Genomic DNA, 15,667 nt, shown 5'->3' with positions numbered 1-15,667 from the left:
CATCTTGAGCGTCTATTTGCTCAGGCGTTTCAAGGCTTGTTGCTTCTAATGGTTCTAATTCATCAAGCTCAGGAGAGGTTTCTTCTTGCGCTATTTCTGACTCTAGAAGTTCATCAATATCGAATAACGAATCGTCTTCTTCTGTTGCTGGTTCATCTTTAGCTTCAGATTCAAACAATGGAATATCATCATCTTCATCGTCATCTGCTTCAACTAACCAATCTTCATCACGAGGGGTGTCTTCTGAAAGTAGATCTGATACTGCAACACCTTCTACTTCAGTATCATCGCCACTCTTTCCCAGAGTCTTCTCTTCCTCTTCAAAATCATCACCAAGCAATTCATCTAGAAGTACTGTACTGTCTTCATCCAGTTCAGGAGTATCATCTTCATCTTCGTCTTTATCTAATAAAAACTCGTCTAAAAGCGCAGTGCTATCTTCATCAATTTCAATATCGTCATCATCTTCAATCAGCTCTTCATCATCGCTAAGTAGTTCATCAAGTAATGCCGTACTATCATCATCAATATCTAAGTCTATCTCGGCATCATCATCCAGTAGGTCATCTAATAGAGCGGTACTATCATCTTTAATGTCTAAATCAAAACTATCTTCATCGTCTGACTCATCAAGTAATTCATCTAATAACGTGACGTTGTCTTCATCGACATCTAAATCAATGCTTTCTTCTTTATCAGATTCTTCAACACCTTTATTATCTTCTATTCCTGATAACAACGTATCAAAGTCTAACTCATCTTCTACTGATTTTGACGCTGATTCTGGAGCCAGTTTGGTTTCTTCTTTTTCATCAAGATCCCAACCTTGGTCTAGCTCTGAGTCATCTTCCATGTCCATTGATGAGAATAGATCATCTAACATTGATTGATCGAGTTCACCACCTTCAAGATCTTCATTGTCATCTAGTTCTGGCGCTGGTTTATCTAACGCTGATAATTCTGAATCATCAATAAGTGATAAATCAAAATCGTCATCTTCTTCTTCTAAATCGCTAGTTGAGAATAAATCACTGTCAAAATCATTCAGTGCTTTTTCCATCTCTTCAAGACCCAGAGCTTTCTCTTCTGAATCAACAGTAAGTGCACTTGAAGACATATCAATAGCATCTAAGTCATCTAGTTCTTTATCTGATAACATTGAATTTAAATCATCATTGTCTTCCCCATCTAATAAAGCAAATGGGTCCTCATCATCTAATTCTTTATTTTCAGTCTCAAACTCAGCAAATAAGTCATCATTTAAATCAGAATCATCATTACCAAATAAGAATTCATCGTCGTTCAGATCCGCTAGAATATCGTCATCGTCATCTAAACTAATTTCAGGGATATCATCGTCTAAATTGAAATGATCATCCGGCATGATTAATGCTGAAGGTTGTTCAGTGTTGGTGTTTTCTGCACTACTTTCGTCTTCTTCTTTCTTACGACGGAATAAGAAGAAACCAATTAGGCCCGCAATTAAGGCGCCTGGAATTAAAGCAAGTAATGCAATTAGACCTGGGCTAGATGCAATATTATCCATTGCACTTGGTTCTGTTTTTTTCTCAGCAGCCGCAAGTTGTTTTTGTTCATTAATGAATTTTTCGACTTCATTTCGAATTCGGTCTTCATCCCCTAACGAATTTTTTAAATTATCGACTTCATTTTGAACTTCAGCTAATCGAACTCGTAGTTGATGGTTATTCTCTTGTAATGCAGAGAACTCTTGCTCTGTTGTTTCTAGTTCAGATTTTAATGCTCCAACGTCAGTTGGGGTTGCCGCTTTGCTTAACGCTTTTTCTGATTTCGCTTCAACTATGTCTGGTTTTACTTTATTTAGTGACGTAGGCGTTTCTTTTTTTACCTGAACGGGTGTTTTTTCTACTGTTTTTGATGTGGATGTGCTTTGAGTAGCAAGTTTCTTTTTATGCGCTAAAAGCAGTTGTTTCGCATCATCTGTATTTTCACGACGGACTTGTTCTAACGTTGGTAACCGTAAACGGCTATTTGGCTCTAATCCATGAATATTGTTATTTTCAAAAGCGTGTGGATTTAAACGATAAATAGCCAATAAGGTTTGTTGTACCGATGTGGTATTTGATGGGTTAATGTCACTTGCAATAGACCATAAGGTTTCATTTTCCTTGGTTGGTCCATAAATCTTTGCTGGTGAGACCTTTCTTTCTTGAACGACGGCTGTAGTTACGGTTCTCGCTGGTTGTGATTGTGCCACAACCTGTGAACTGACGGTTTGATCCTTTCCTTCTGGGCCTACGATTTGAATTGTACCTGCTGCATTGGCAACAGAACATTGTGATGCGACGAATAAGGCTAAAGGAGTTAGCGTTTTTAACAATTTGTTGGATACGTCAGACACTAGAGATGCCTCTTAATAAAATGAAAAATTAAAATCTGTATCACTATATCGGATAATAATAAGAAAACTGTAGCTCTTAAGCAAAAACTGTGTGGTTTATGGAAGAAAAAAGCCTTAGCTTTCACTAAGGCTTTAAATTTCAGAGGTTATATATTAATTATTTTAATAAATACATAACTCTTAATCACAAAATCAATAAGTCTGATTAGTAATAATCGCGAATTAATATTTCTGCAATTTGAACGGCGTTTGTTGCCGCGCCTTTACGTACGTTATCTGCAACAACCCACATATTAAGTCCCATAGAATGACTAATATCTTCACGGATACGTGCAACCATTACGTGGTCTTTACCTGTTGCATCACTTACTTGAGTTGGGTAATCATTACCGTGGAAGACTTCAATTCCATCAGTTTCTTCAAGTAGACGAGTTGCTTCTGCTGCATCAATCGGTGCGCGAGTTTCAACATGAACAGATTCAGCATGGCCGTAAAAAACAGGAACACGCACACACGTTGCATTTACTGTGATGCTTTCATCTGCAAATATTTTTTGCGTTTCCCACACCATTTTCATTTCTTCTTTGGTGTAGCCGTTATCCATGAACTCATCAATGTGCGGCAAACAGTTAAATGCAATTTGCTTATCGTATGCTTTATTTTCTGCTGGTAAACCATTTAATAGTCGCGCTGTTTGACCAGCAAGTTCATCAACACCCGCTTTACCTGAACCAGATACTGATTGGTACGTTGATACGTTGATACGATCAATCCCTACTGCATCATGAATTGGTTTTAACGCCACTAACATTTGAATCGTTGAACAGTTAGGGTTCGCGATAATATTACGGTTACGGAAATCAGCTAAAGCTTCTGGGTTTACTTCAGGGATAACTAAAGGAATATCTTGATCGTAACGGAAATGGGATGTGTTATCGATAACAACAACACCAGTTTCCGCAGCAATTGGAGCCCACTTAGCTGAAAGTTCACTGCCTGCCGAAAATAGACCGATTTGCACTTGGCCCCAATCGAACTCTTCTACGTTTTCAACGGTTAATGTTTTACCATTAAAACGAACTGTTTTGCCTTCACTGCGTTCAGAAGCTAAAAGGTATAAATTACGTACAGGAAACTTACGTTCTTGTAATACATCTATCATTGCTTCGCCAACGGCACCAGTTGCGCCTAGAATGGCAACATCAAATTCTTGAGTCATTAGACTTCCTCGATTGTAAATCCAAGTTGTTTTAACGGGATAAGACCACTGTATTTATCACCGGTGATCGTGATAGCACTGTATTCTCTTCTATCCCAATAATCTTTACGCATTTTATCAAATGCACCGACGGTTGAGATCTCTTTTCTAAATACGGCATCATCTTTTCGCACATCATAGACTAACTGAATCAAATTGTGCAGTGTTGAATGATCCCATTGCTGATTTAGTGTCACATTAGGAATTGGCGCAATAGGCAGTAAACTCTGTGGATCGGCTCGTTCTTTGCGATTTAAAAACTCACTATAAGAGTTAAAAATCATCGTCGTTCCACGTGCTTTGCCTTCTAAACCATAACCTGCAATGTGCGGCGTTGCAAAAGAGAGTAATGGCAATAAATCCATATCAACTTGCGGTTCAAACTCAAAAACATCTAATACTGCTTTAAAGTTATCTTGTTTCAATAAACGCTGCTTTAATTCGTGGTTATCGACCACTGGGCCTCGTGCTGCATTAATTAATATTTGGTCATCACGCAACGTTGATAATCTATGTTGATCAATTAGGTGATAAGTTGGAAATTCACCATCTCGGGTGATTGGCGTATGAAGTGTAATAACGTCTGATTTTTCTAATAATTCACCTAAAGGTACAAATGAACGCGTATCACCTTCTTGCTCTTTAATAGGATCATTTAGCAAGTAAGAAATATTTAATGCATCTAAACATTTAGCAAGATAAGAACCAACCTGTCCTGCTCCTACAATCCCAAACGTTTTATCAAAGATAGAAAAACCATGTTGTTGGGCTAATACCATAATGCAGCTTAATACATACTCCGCAACGCCAACTTTGTTACAACCAGGCGCAGCAGTAAAAAATATTCCTCTTTTCTTGAGTAATACTTGGTCAACATGATCCATGCCTGCGGTTGCTGTACCAACAAATTTTAATTTATTTGCTTTAGATATTAGTTCAGCATTTACTTTAGTAACGGAGCGGATCATTAACGCATCAACATCAATTAAATCATCTGCGGTTAAGGTCCTACCCGATTTTGCAATGACCTCACCTAATTCACTGAATAATTCAATCGCATAAGGCATATTTTCATCAATCAATATTTTCATTTTTAATATCTGTCTTTTAGGTTTGTAAATTCAGTGTATCACTGCGATCTATTAAGCAACATCAGTATCGTCATAAAAAATAGATATAAAAAAACCCAGTCAATTGAATTAACTGGGTTTTTATTACTTATGCTTTACGCAAATATTACGCTTCGTATTTCTTAATTACTAGCGTCGCATTTGTGCCACCAAAGCCAAAACTGTTAGACATAACTGTTGTTAGTTTTTGATCTCGTTTTTCAGTAACGATATCAAGACCTTCAGCTGCTGGATCTAAGGTTTCAATATTGATGCTTGGCGCGATAAAACCGTGCTCTAGCATTAATGTTGAGTAAATAGCTTCATGAACGCCAGCCGCACCTAGTGCGTGACCAGTCATTGCTTTAGTTGCAGAAATTGCTGGGCTGTTCGCTCCAAATACTTCTTGGATAGCGCCTAACTCTTTTGCATCACCAACAGGAGTAGATGTACCGTGAGTGTTCACGTAATCTACGCTGTCTACGTTTTGCATTGCCATTTTCATACAACGAACTGCGCCTTCGCCTGATGGTGCTACCATGTCGTAGCCATCAGATGTTGCACCGTAACCTACGATTTCACCGTAAATTTTAGCGCCACGAGCAAGTGCATGTTCAAGTTCTTCGATAACAACCATACCGCCGCCACCAGAGATAACGAAACCGTCACGGTCTGCATCGTACGTACGAGATGCTTTTTCTGGTGTGTCATTGTATTTAGATGATAGTGCGCCCATTGCATCAAACATCATCGTTAATGACCAATCTAGCTCTTCACCACCACCAGCAAACATTACGTCTTGTTTGCCTAGTTGAATAAGCTCTACCGCGTGACCAATACAGTGTGCAGAAGTTGCACATGCAGAACTCATTGAGTAGTTAACACCACGAATTTTAAACGGCGTTGCAAGACATGCAGAAACCGTTGACGCCATTGTACGTGGAACCATGTATGGACCAACACGCTTAACGCCTTTTTCACGCAAGATATCCACTGCATTAACTTGGTTAAGTGATGATGCACCACCAGAACCTGCAACAATACCTGTACGGTCATTTGAAACTTGATCTTCTGTTAAGCCAGAATCTGCTACTGCTTGCTCCATTGAGATGTAAGCAAATGCAGCCGCATCACCCATGAAACGCATTTTTTTGCGATCGATGTGGTCAGCCGGGTTCATTTTCAAATCGCCCCAAACATTACTGCGCAGACCCTTTTCAGCGAACTGCTCAGAGAAGTTAATGCCTGATTTACCAGCTTTCAGAGACTCTAATACTTCTTCTGCATTGTTACCGATACTTGATACAATGCCCATGCCTGTAATTACGGCTCTTTTCATGATTCTTTCCTAATAAGTCATAAATCTTGGTAGATAATAGCGAAGATAGCACAACAAAGTGGTCAGCTTTCCTATAAGTCGTTAAAATCCGACGTAGATTATCTTTAATGGTACTAATTTATGTCACGAAATTACATTTTACCACAAAACAGCATCACTAATGCAATCCTTGATTGGAATGAGTCTGGAACCCCCGTCTCAAATGACTTTGATGATGTCTATTTTTCTAATGATAATGGATTAGAAGAGACACGATACGTCTTCTTACAGCAAAATCATCTACCTCAAAGATGGCAAGAATATGACCAACGTCGCTTTGTGATTGGTGAAACGGGATTTGGTACTGGGTTAAATTTCCTTGCCGTGTGGCAGTGGTTTAAAACATTTAGAGAACAAAATCCAGACGCTGCACTTAAAGAACTTCATTTTGTCAGTTTTGAAAAGTTTCCCGTCACTAAGGCTGATCTCATTAAGGCTCACCAATCGTGGCCTGAATTAGCCGAGCTAGCCGGGCAACTGCAAGAACATTATCCTGCTGCCGTTCCAGATTGTCATCGATTAGTATTAGAAGATGGCCTGATAACACTCGATCTTTGGTTTGGTGACATCAAAGACTGTATGCCACAAATTTGGATGGGTGATTCTGGTGTCATCGACGCTTGGTTTTTAGATGGTTTTGCACCAAGTAAAAACCCTGAAATGTGGAATCAAAATCTTTTTAATAATATGGCAAGCCTGGCTAAAGAAGGCTGTACTTGTGCTACTTTCACTGCCGCGGGTTTTGTTCGTCGAGGCTTGATTGAAGCAGGCTTTGATATGAAAAAAGTCAAAGGATTTGCTCATAAAAGAGACATGATTGCAGGTACATTAACGGAGCGCAAAACCAAGGCGAATCACGCAGTTTGGTATGCCCGCTCGACACCAGAAAATATCACAGATGTGGCTATTATAGGTGGTGGCGTTGCCAGTGCATCATTGGCGACAACACTGCTTCGTCGCGGTGTGAATGTAACCGTTTATTGTAAAGATAATAAAGCAGCACAAGGCGCTTCTGGCAATCAGCAAGGGGCTGTATATCCATTACTTAATGAGAAGTTTAATTCATTATCACGATTCTTTGCTCCCGGCTTTATTTTTGCTCGTCAGTTCATCGACCAAGCAGCCAAAGACGTGGAATTTGATCACGATTGGTGCGGCGTAACCCAACTTAAATGGGATGAAAAATCAGAAAATAAATTAAATAAAATGCTAACTGCTCAGTTTCCCAATGAACTCGTCACCGCATTTAGCAAAGAAGAAACAAACCACCACGTTGGCCTACCCATCAATATGGAGAGCGTTCATTACCCTCTTGGGGGCTGGTTATGTCCAAAACAGTTAACTCGTGGGCTCTTTACTCATTTATCAGAAAACCCACTGTTTACGCTGCATAATAATGCTGAAGTGACGCAATTAATTCAAACTGACGATAAGCAATGGACCGTTATTCTTGGTGATAAAATAAATCGACATCAAGCAGTTGTGGTTGCTAATGGCCATAAATTTACTGATTTCGAACAGACAAAAGATATTCCAGCCACACCGGTTCGAGGCCAAGTGAGTCACATCCCTACTACGGCATCACTAAAAAAACTAAACACAGTGTTGTGTTATGACGGTTATTTAACGCCTGAAAACAGCAAAAATCAAAGCCATTGCATTGGCGCAAGTTACGATCGTCGTGATTTAGATTTAGCGTTTAAAAAATCAGATCAAATTGAAAATGGTGAACGATTACAGAAATGTATTCCTAATGAAGCTTGGGTGAAAGAGGCGGATACGTCTGACAATCACGCTCGTGTCGGCATTCGCTGCGCCAGTCGTGATCATCTGCCATTTCTTGGTAATGTGGTTCGTTTTGAGGATATGCAAGAAGAGTACAAATATATCTATAAAAAACGCCACTGGTTACGTGAAGCGAAAGACATTCCTGTCTATGAAGGCCTGTTCTGTATGCTGACATTAGGTTCAAGGGGATTAAGCTCTGCGCCACTATTGGCAGAAACCTTAGCATCACAGATCATGGGAGATCCAATTCCGCTACCAAATTCAGTACTTGAAGGATTGCACCCAGGAAGATTGTGGGTGAGAAGGTTGTTGAAAGGAAAGCCGTTGGATATTTAAGAGCTAAAGCAGAGTTCAGATCGCTTCGCTTAAAGAATTCAGAGGTGTTCGTTGTAAGTATACGACTAACAACACTAACCTCTAAATTCTGCTAAGGAGCTTGCGACCGATCTGAACTCTATAATTTACTTAATAGAATCTGCTAAATGACTCACCGCTAACGCAAAGTAATGCGAACGGTTCCAATCCATTAAGACTTGGTAATTATTGTAAACAAGGTACGCACGACCATCGTTATCATCTGGTTGCACTAACCATGCTTCGATATCTACATCAGGTAACGCTTTACCAGTCAGGCGACGAACACCAAGTTCTTGCCACTGTGCTAATGTCTTACCTTTTTCTTCAGATAGTCCTTTTAGGCTCTCTGCATCCAATGATTCAGGAAGCTGAACTTGACGACCCCAGGTATAAGTATCATCCCAACCAACCTGTTTTAAGTAGTTAGCAGCAGAAGCAAATACATCAGCCTCAGTCGTCCAAATATCTTTACGTCCATCGTCATTACCATCAACCGCATAAGCTAAAAACGAGGTTGGCATAAACTGACATTGGCCCATCGCTCCAGCCCAAGAACCTTTCATATTTTCAGGCATGATATGCCCTTGCTCTAAAATAGTTAATGCTGCCATGGTTTGTTTTTTGAAGAATTCTTCACGACGGCCGTCATAAGCTAACGTCGTCAATGCTTCGATCACATTATAACCACCAGTCAACTTACCGAAGTTACTTTCAACGCCCCATAACGCAACAATAAAACGAGGCTGAACACCGTATTCTTTTCCAATACGTTCTAATTCTTCATGGTGTTTTTGATATAAATCGTTCGCTTGTTTGATTTTCCATTTCGGCACAGCTCGTGGAATGTACTCATCTAGCGTTAATTTTTTTTCTGGTTGGTTTCGATCTGACTTGACCGCTTTTTCTTTGAATGCAATATCTTTAAATGCACGCTCAAGAATTGGTTCTGAAATTCCTAACTCTCTCGCTTCATTTTTTAATTCTACAATATAATCCTGAAACTCCCCTTCCGGAGTATTTGCTGTAGCTGATGTTGCCATGAGCAAACTGACTATCCCTAGCAGTAATTTTTTCTTCATTATCATTGACTCTCTTTTTTTCGTGCCGCTTTATCTTGTTTATATTTTTCAAGTAAATTTTCTGGCGGTGGTGGAAGTTGTAAAAAGAAACCTTCTTGTTTTATTGAAGCTTTAACTTTTTCGACATCAACAGAAGCTAATGTCCTACCAGCTAAATTTACCACCATAACCATAGTTGGAGTACCGAACATACCCATTAATTCTTTAGGTACTGGAGAAAAGTCATCTTTTTTCTCAATATAAAGATAAGCACCTTGCTTTTTGGTACTTTTATAAATTGAACAGAACATTTTATAACCTATTTTTGAAAGGATTGAACTTACTCTCAACTTAACACATTCAATCAATGTCTATTTGATGAGAGCCTTGCTAAAAAGTAGACTTAAGACAATAAGATAACTTGCTGTGCGGTCAAACTGACTATAACATGGTATCAGATTTGTGGTATTAAATTTATCAAGATACAGTATAGCATGACAAAAACAGCCGATTTAAAGGGCAGTAATTTCACCCTTTCAGTATTACATTTACCTAATGATGACATCGAAAAAGCACTCAGTATGCTGGAAGAAAAAGTGGCTCAAGCCCCTTCATTTTTTGCTTCTGCTCCGGTTGTCGTCAATATTGAAAATGTATCAAATGAAATTAACTTTGTTGAACTGAAATCTGGTGTCGAGCGCACTGGAATGATCCCTGTAGGGATCACAGGCTGCAAAGACAAAAACAAACAGGCTCAAGCAACAGCCGCTGGTTTTGCTGTAATGACTTCTTTTACGCCCCAGCAGGTAACACAAAAAGCCAGTATGCGACCAACGATGGTAATTAAAACACCAATTCGTTCAGGGCAACAAGTATATGCAAAAGATGCAGATCTTGTGGTTTTAAACCATGTCAGTCCTGGGGCTGAAGTTATTGCTGATGGTAGTATACATATACATGGAACCTTGCGTGGCAGAGCAATTGCTGGTGCAAGTGGACAAACGGAAGCAAAAGTCTTCTGTAAAAACTTACAAGCTGAACTAATTTCCATTGCGGGTAATTATTGGTTAAGCGACCAAATTGACAAAGAGTATTGGCATCAAAATGTCATGATCACTATGGTTGACGACCGTATTCAGATCGATACCCTCACGTTATAGCACAACATAAAAGGAATAATAAAAATGGCACGTATTGTCGTTGTGACTTCAGGCAAGGGCGGCGTAGGTAAAACTACTTCTAGTTCTGCTATTGCATCCGGTCTTGCGCTGGCTGGCAATAAAACCGCTGTAATCGATTTTGATATTGGTTTACGTAACCTTGATTTAATCATGGGTTGTGAACGCCGCGTTGTTTATGATTTTGTAAACGTAATCAATGGCGAAGCAACATTAAACCAAGCTCTTATTAAAGATAAGCGTGTAGGTAATTTATTTATCCTTCCCGCTTCTCAAACTCGTGATAAAGATGCACTAACGAAAGAAGGTGTACGTCGCGTTCTTGACGAACTTATCGCAATGAATTTTGATTTCATTATTTGTGATTCTCCAGCGGGTATTGAAGCTGGCGCATTAATGGCATTATATTTTGCGGATGAAGCGATTATCACAACCAATCCCGAAGTATCTTCAGTTCGAGATTCTGACCGTATATTAGGTATTTTAGACTCTAAATCTCACCGTTCAGAAGAAGCTTTAGAGCCAGTAAAACAACACCTATTATTAACTCGCTATTGCCCAATACGTGTAAATCAGGGCGAAATGTTAAGTGTGGGTGATGTTGAAGAGATTCTAAATATCCCTCTATTGGGTGTTATTCCAGAAAGCCAATCAGTATTGAATGCATCAAACAAAGGTGTACCAGTAATTTTTGACGAAGAATCAAACGCAGGCTCTGCATACCAAGATGCAGTTGACCGTCTGTTAGGCAAGGAAGTTTCGTTCCGCTTCTTAGAAGAAGAGAAGAAAGGTATCTTTAAACGACTATTTGGAGGTTAAGCATGGCACTGCTAGAGTTTTTCAGACCACAAAAAAAAGCCACTGCTAACATAGCGAAGGAAAGGCTACAGATCATCGTTGCAGAACGTCGTAATGGCGGACCTGCTCCATCATATTTACCACAGCTAAAAGAAGATATTCTTAAAGTGATCAGTAAATATGTAAACGTAAGTCCTGATATGGTGACAGTGTCTCTTGAACAAAAAGAAGAAGACTTATCAGTACTAGAACTGAATGTGACTCTACCAGAAGATGACCATTAATCTCCATGATTGATATCTCATATAAAAAAGGGTGACTATCGTAGTCACCCTTTTTTGATCAAAACAGATACTCGTTCTATTTATCGAGAACTGACATAAAACGGTCTTCTAATAATTTACCACGCCAGCCTTGAACAACGTCTGGTCTGCATTCTGGTGCACACCCTTTTTTCCATTTCCAAGATAACAACTGATTTAATTGTTTTTTAGACGCTAAAAACTCAGGCATTAGACCCGATTCTTCTGAAGCCTCTTTCACTTCATCTTTTAACAACTTAAATATTTGTTTGTAACCAGGGTAATCCATTAGGCGTGTAATCACTTCTGGATACTCATCAGCAGAAAGATCATCAGCTAAATAAGTAAAACGTAGTAACTTCCCACCATGACGTTGTACTTCTCTTGAATCGAACTCTTCTTTTAGCATTTGCTCTTTACTGCGAAGTCCAAAACGGGCTAATTTCCATAGGTTTAATTCTTGAACCACGAAGTTTACAGCTAAGTCACGCTTTCTTGCTTCTTCTAAACGCCATTTAGCTGCCATTTTTAAGATTGCTAATTGCTTAGGATTCAGTTGCCACGCATTCTTTATATCTCGATACGCTTGCTCTGCATCAGGTTGCTTTTCACGTTTTCTTACCGCAAGAGTCGACTCTTGGTATGCTGCGTCAGTCCACTCTGTCTGAGCTAATTCTGCTTGTAGCTTTTCAAATAACGGCAACAAGTAATGTACGTCTGCTGCTGCATAATTAAGTTGTTTATCCGACAAAGGACGAGCCATCCAATCAGTTCGAGATTCTCCTTTATCAAGGTCTACCCCTAAATAATCTGATACTAATTTCGCAAAACCCGTTGATAGGCCGTAACCTAAAAATGCGGCCATGATTTGAGTATCAATCATTGGTGTTGGCATACAGCCGGCGTAATGTTGAAATACTTCTAAATCTTCACCACAAGCATGAAGCACTTTAGTTACGCTTTCATCCTTCAGTATGTCCCAAAGTGGTGTTAAGTCATCTATCTCAACAGGGTCAACCAGTGCTAACGTTTCACCATCAAACATTTGGATCAGGCCTAAGCGTGCATACAAGGTTCTCGTACGTACAAACTCAGTATCTAACATTAGAAAAGGTTTATGACTTGCTTGCTGACAGATCTCAGCTAAACGCTGGCTGTGCGTCACTATTTCAAATTCCACTATTCTTCCTTAATAACTGATAAGGCAAGATAGCTTAACCTCGAAAAACTAAGCTATCTTGTCTCTATTATTTTTACTTATTATAAAAATAATGCCAGCGATTAAGCTGGCATTTATCGTGTTTTTACATTGTAACCAAATTACGCGTTTTCTTCTGCTTTATATTCATCACGCAGCTCACGACGTAAAATTTTACCTACGTTTGTTTTTGGAAGATCATCTCTGAACTCAACAATACGTGGGATTTTATACCCTGTTAGATGTTTACGGCAGTGAGCGATAAGCTCATCTTTAGTAAGGCTTGGATCGCGCTTAACGACACAAATTCGAACCACTTCACCAGACGTTGGGTGTGGTTTACCGACTGCAGCAACTTCTAACACTTTACCGTGCAGAGCAACAACATCTTCAATCTCATTTGGGTATACGTTAAAGCCTGATACCAGAATCATGTCTTTTTTACGATCGACGATATGTAGGAAGCCTTCATCATCAAATTTAACGATGTCGCCGGTGCTTACCCAACCATCTTCTGTGATCATATCTTTTGTTGCTTCAGAACGATTCCAGTAGCCTTTCATGACTTGAGGGCCACGAACTTGAAGTTCTCCCACTTGATCATTTGCGACGACATTTCCTTCATCATCAACCATTCGAACTTCAGTTGATGGAACCGGTAAGCCAATAGAACCATTGTATGACGTTAGATTATGGGGATAGGCAGCAACCAGTGGTGAGCACTCTGTTAAACCGTAGCCTTCTAATAAATAACAACCCGTGTGCTGTTGCCATTTTTCGGCAACTACACGCTGCACAGCCATACCACCACCCACAGATAAGCGAAGATTGCTGAAATCTAATTCATGGAAATCTTCGTTATTCACGAGTGCATTAAATAACGTATTTACACCAGTAATAGCCGTAAATGGGTATTTCTGTAGCTCTTTAATAAAACCAGGAATATCACGAGGGTTCGTGATTAATAAATTTCTTCCGCCCATTTCTATAAACAATAAGCAGTTTACGGTTAACGCAAATACATGATAAAGCGGTAATGCGGTAACAATCAGCTCACGGCCTTCAGTTAAAACTGGACCATAAGCGCCTTTCGCCTGCATTACGTTAGCAATCATATTACGATGAGTCAGCATTGCGCCTTTTGCTACGCCTGTAGTACCGCCGGTATATTGAAGGAAGGCTAAGTCTTGACTATCAATAAATGGCTTGATGTACTGCATTCTACGGCCTTTACGTAATGCATTCCGCATTGATGTTGCATCAGGCAGGTCGTATTTTGGCACCATTTTTTTCACGTACTTAACAACGAAGTTAACAATTGTGCCTTTTGCACGAGGAAGTTGTTCACCTAAGTTAGTTAAAATTACATGTTTTACTGGCGTATTATCTACAATCTCTTCTAGCGTACTAGCGAAGTTCGACACAATAACAATTGCCGCAGCACCTGAGTCTGTTAATTGATGCTCTAACTCACGCGGAGTATAAAGTGGGTTAACATTTACCGCTACCATACCTGCACGCAGCACACCAAATAATGCAATTGGGTATTGCAGTAGGTTTGGCATCATTAAAGCAACTCGGTCGCCTTTTTTCAGTTTCAGTTCATTTTGCAAGTAAGCAGCAAAAGCACGACTGCGCTCTTCTAACTTACGAAATGTCATTACTGAACCCATGTTAATAAATGCAGGCTGATCGGCATATTTATGAACCGATTGCTCAAACATATCAACTAATGAGCTGTATTGATCTGGGTTAATTTCTGCTGGTACGTCTTCTGGGTAACGTGAAAGCCAAACTTTATCCACGCTTTTCTCCTATTCTATATACGATTTATTACTCTGTTAGCAATAATCAAAACAGTGATCGTTATCACTTTTAACGAGTAGACTATTTACTCTACAAGTATAGTCAACTAATTTTATTACCTATTATCTATTCGTTTGTTATTTGACCACAAATAGGGTCTTTTTTTAAATATGTGAAGCAGTTATGTGTAAATTCTGTTAACGAGAACACTAATGTAAGTACTAATTTTCTCTGGGTGCTCTAAATGACAATGATGACCACCATCAACTTGATAACATTGAAAGCCTGAAATATAACCATAACGATGAGATTTTTGCTTTAAATGATCATAACCATCATTACCGATAACTGCGATTACAGGGCATTCTATTTTAGAAAGTAATGATAAAGCATGGTTCTCACTCATTCGATACAAGGAGTCGCATTTTACTTTAGCATCCGTAGTCCATTGCACATGATTATCTTTTGATACGAGCGAACGAAGTACCATCGGCTCAATCAAAGACTCAGGAAGTTGATTCACTTTAGAACGTAATTCAACTGCCGACTGGCTATCTTTTAATGTCCGTTGAGGCTTATTACGATAGCGCTGACGACTTAAAATCCCTTGACGAAGCCTATTGGTAATCTCATCCTCTTCTTCACTCAATGGACCTAATGCTTCAATCATCATCAATGCAGATACTTTTTCAGGAAAAACTGCACAGTAAGCGCTGGCAATTAAAGCCCCTAAAGAGTGTCCGATTAAAACCACTTTTTCTAATTTAATGTGCAAAATGATTTGATGAAGATCGTCAACATAATCAAAAAAATGATAAAAGTTATCATTTCCTTTATGATCTGATAACCCATGCCCAAACCAATCAACAGCAATTAAGTGGTGGTGAGGGTGGTGTTTTGCATACGCTTCCATTGTAGTTTTAAACGTCGCTGCATTATCTTGCCAACCATGTAGAAGCACTAATGTTTGCTCAATGTCGTTTGGTTTAATCTCCATCACAGCAATCGTGCCATGGTGGAGCGTAAACGTAGATTCTTGAAATAAAGGCATCTTAGC

13 protein-coding genes are annotated in these 15,667 nt (G+C 39.3%); 4 read left to right on the top strand and 9 right to left on the bottom strand.

Annotated features, from left to right (window positions below; translation table 11 throughout):
• From A6E06_RS18450 to fabB, 4 genes are all read right to left on the bottom strand, one after another.
• Positions 1-2,380: FimV/HubP family polar landmark protein (locus tag A6E06_RS18450; protein WP_304362680.1), on the bottom strand; the 2,380-nt coding region annotated here is incomplete at its 3' end.
• Between the two features lie 205 nt (positions 2,381-2,585).
• Positions 2,586-3,599 carry an aspartate-semialdehyde dehydrogenase gene (locus A6E06_RS18445; RefSeq protein WP_065593664.1) on the bottom strand — a complete coding sequence of 338 codons (1,014 nt, stop codon included), beginning with the start codon at positions 3,597-3,599 and terminating at the stop codon, positions 2,586-2,588.
• The gene (locus A6E06_RS18440; protein WP_065593665.1) at positions 3,599-4,729 is read right to left on the bottom strand and encodes a 4-phosphoerythronate dehydrogenase; all 1,131 of its coding nucleotides are present in this window, start codon (positions 4,727-4,729) and stop codon (positions 3,599-3,601) included. The genes A6E06_RS18445 and A6E06_RS18440 overlap by 1 nt, the downstream gene beginning before the upstream one ends.
• 145 nt (positions 4,730-4,874) lie before the next feature.
• Positions 4,875-6,086 (bottom strand): beta-ketoacyl-ACP synthase I, encoded by a 1,212-nt coding sequence (gene fabB / locus A6E06_RS18435; RefSeq protein ID WP_065593666.1) that lies wholly within the window; start codon positions 6,084-6,086, stop codon positions 4,875-4,877.
• A gap of 120 nt (positions 6,087-6,206) precedes the next feature.
• Here fabB and mnmC point away from each other — a divergent pair, with 120 nt between their 5' ends.
• Positions 6,207-8,249: a bifunctional tRNA (5-methylaminomethyl-2-thiouridine)(34)-methyltransferase MnmD/FAD-dependent 5-carboxymethylaminomethyl-2-thiouridine(34) oxidoreductase MnmC gene (gene mnmC, locus A6E06_RS18430; protein WP_065593667.1), complete on the top strand. Its 2,043-nt coding sequence runs from the start codon at positions 6,207-6,209 to the stop codon at positions 8,247-8,249.
• Between the two features lie 125 nt (positions 8,250-8,374).
• On the opposite strand, the gene A6E06_RS18425 is transcribed toward mnmC, so the two are convergent.
• Together A6E06_RS18425 and A6E06_RS18420 are read right to left on the bottom strand one after the other, a co-directional pair.
• Positions 8,375-9,349, bottom strand: a complete 975-nt coding sequence (locus A6E06_RS18425; RefSeq protein ID WP_065594237.1) for a lytic transglycosylase domain-containing protein — start codon at positions 9,347-9,349, stop codon at positions 8,375-8,377.
• Positions 9,350-9,351: 2 nt separating this feature from the next.
• Entirely contained in the window at positions 9,352-9,639 is a 288-nt protein-coding gene (locus tag A6E06_RS18420; RefSeq protein WP_065593668.1) for a YcgL domain-containing protein, read from the bottom strand.
• A 183-nt stretch (positions 9,640-9,822) separates the two neighbouring features.
• Between A6E06_RS18420 and minC the strand changes: the two genes are divergently transcribed.
• Genes minC through minE form a run of 3 tightly spaced genes read left to right on the top strand, consistent with a single transcriptional unit; the run spans position 9,823 to position 11,588 of the window.
• Positions 9,823-10,488: a septum site-determining protein MinC gene (gene minC / locus A6E06_RS18415; RefSeq protein ID WP_065593669.1), complete on the top strand. Its 666-nt coding sequence runs from the start codon at positions 9,823-9,825 to the stop codon at positions 10,486-10,488.
• A 24-nt stretch (positions 10,489-10,512) separates the two neighbouring features.
• The gene (minD, locus tag A6E06_RS18410) at positions 10,513-11,325 is read left to right on the top strand and encodes a septum site-determining protein MinD (protein ID WP_065593670.1); all 813 of its coding nucleotides are present in this window, start codon (positions 10,513-10,515) and stop codon (positions 11,323-11,325) included.
• Between the two features lie 2 nt (positions 11,326-11,327).
• Entirely contained in the window at positions 11,328-11,588 is a 261-nt protein-coding gene (gene minE, locus A6E06_RS18405; protein WP_060991419.1) for a cell division topological specificity factor MinE, read from the top strand.
• A 76-nt stretch (positions 11,589-11,664) separates the two neighbouring features.
• Here the strand turns inward: minE and rnd are convergent, their stop codons facing one another.
• The 3 genes from rnd to A6E06_RS18390 all read right to left on the bottom strand — a co-directional run bounded on the left by rnd (position 11,665) and on the right by A6E06_RS18390 (position 15,661).
• Positions 11,665-12,786, bottom strand: a complete 1,122-nt coding sequence (gene rnd / locus A6E06_RS18400) for a ribonuclease D (RefSeq protein ID WP_065593671.1) — start codon at positions 12,784-12,786, stop codon at positions 11,665-11,667.
• 140 nt (positions 12,787-12,926) lie between these two features.
• Positions 12,927-14,609, bottom strand: coding sequence for a long-chain-fatty-acid--CoA ligase FadD (gene fadD, locus A6E06_RS18395; protein ID WP_065593672.1), 1,683 nt, complete (start codon positions 14,607-14,609; stop codon positions 12,927-12,929).
• Positions 14,610-14,791: 182 nt separating this feature from the next.
• Entirely contained in the window at positions 14,792-15,661 is an 870-nt protein-coding gene (locus A6E06_RS18390) for an alpha/beta fold hydrolase (RefSeq protein WP_065593673.1), read from the bottom strand.
• Positions 15,662-15,667 lie beyond the last annotated feature (6 nt).

Source organism: Aliivibrio sp. 1S175 (genome assembly GCF_001690985.1).
In the GTDB taxonomy this organism is placed as follows: domain Bacteria; phylum Pseudomonadota; class Gammaproteobacteria; order Enterobacterales; family Vibrionaceae; genus Aliivibrio.
The sequence above is the reverse complement of the archived record's forward strand: the minus strand, read 5'-3'. Positions and strand labels throughout refer to the sequence as shown.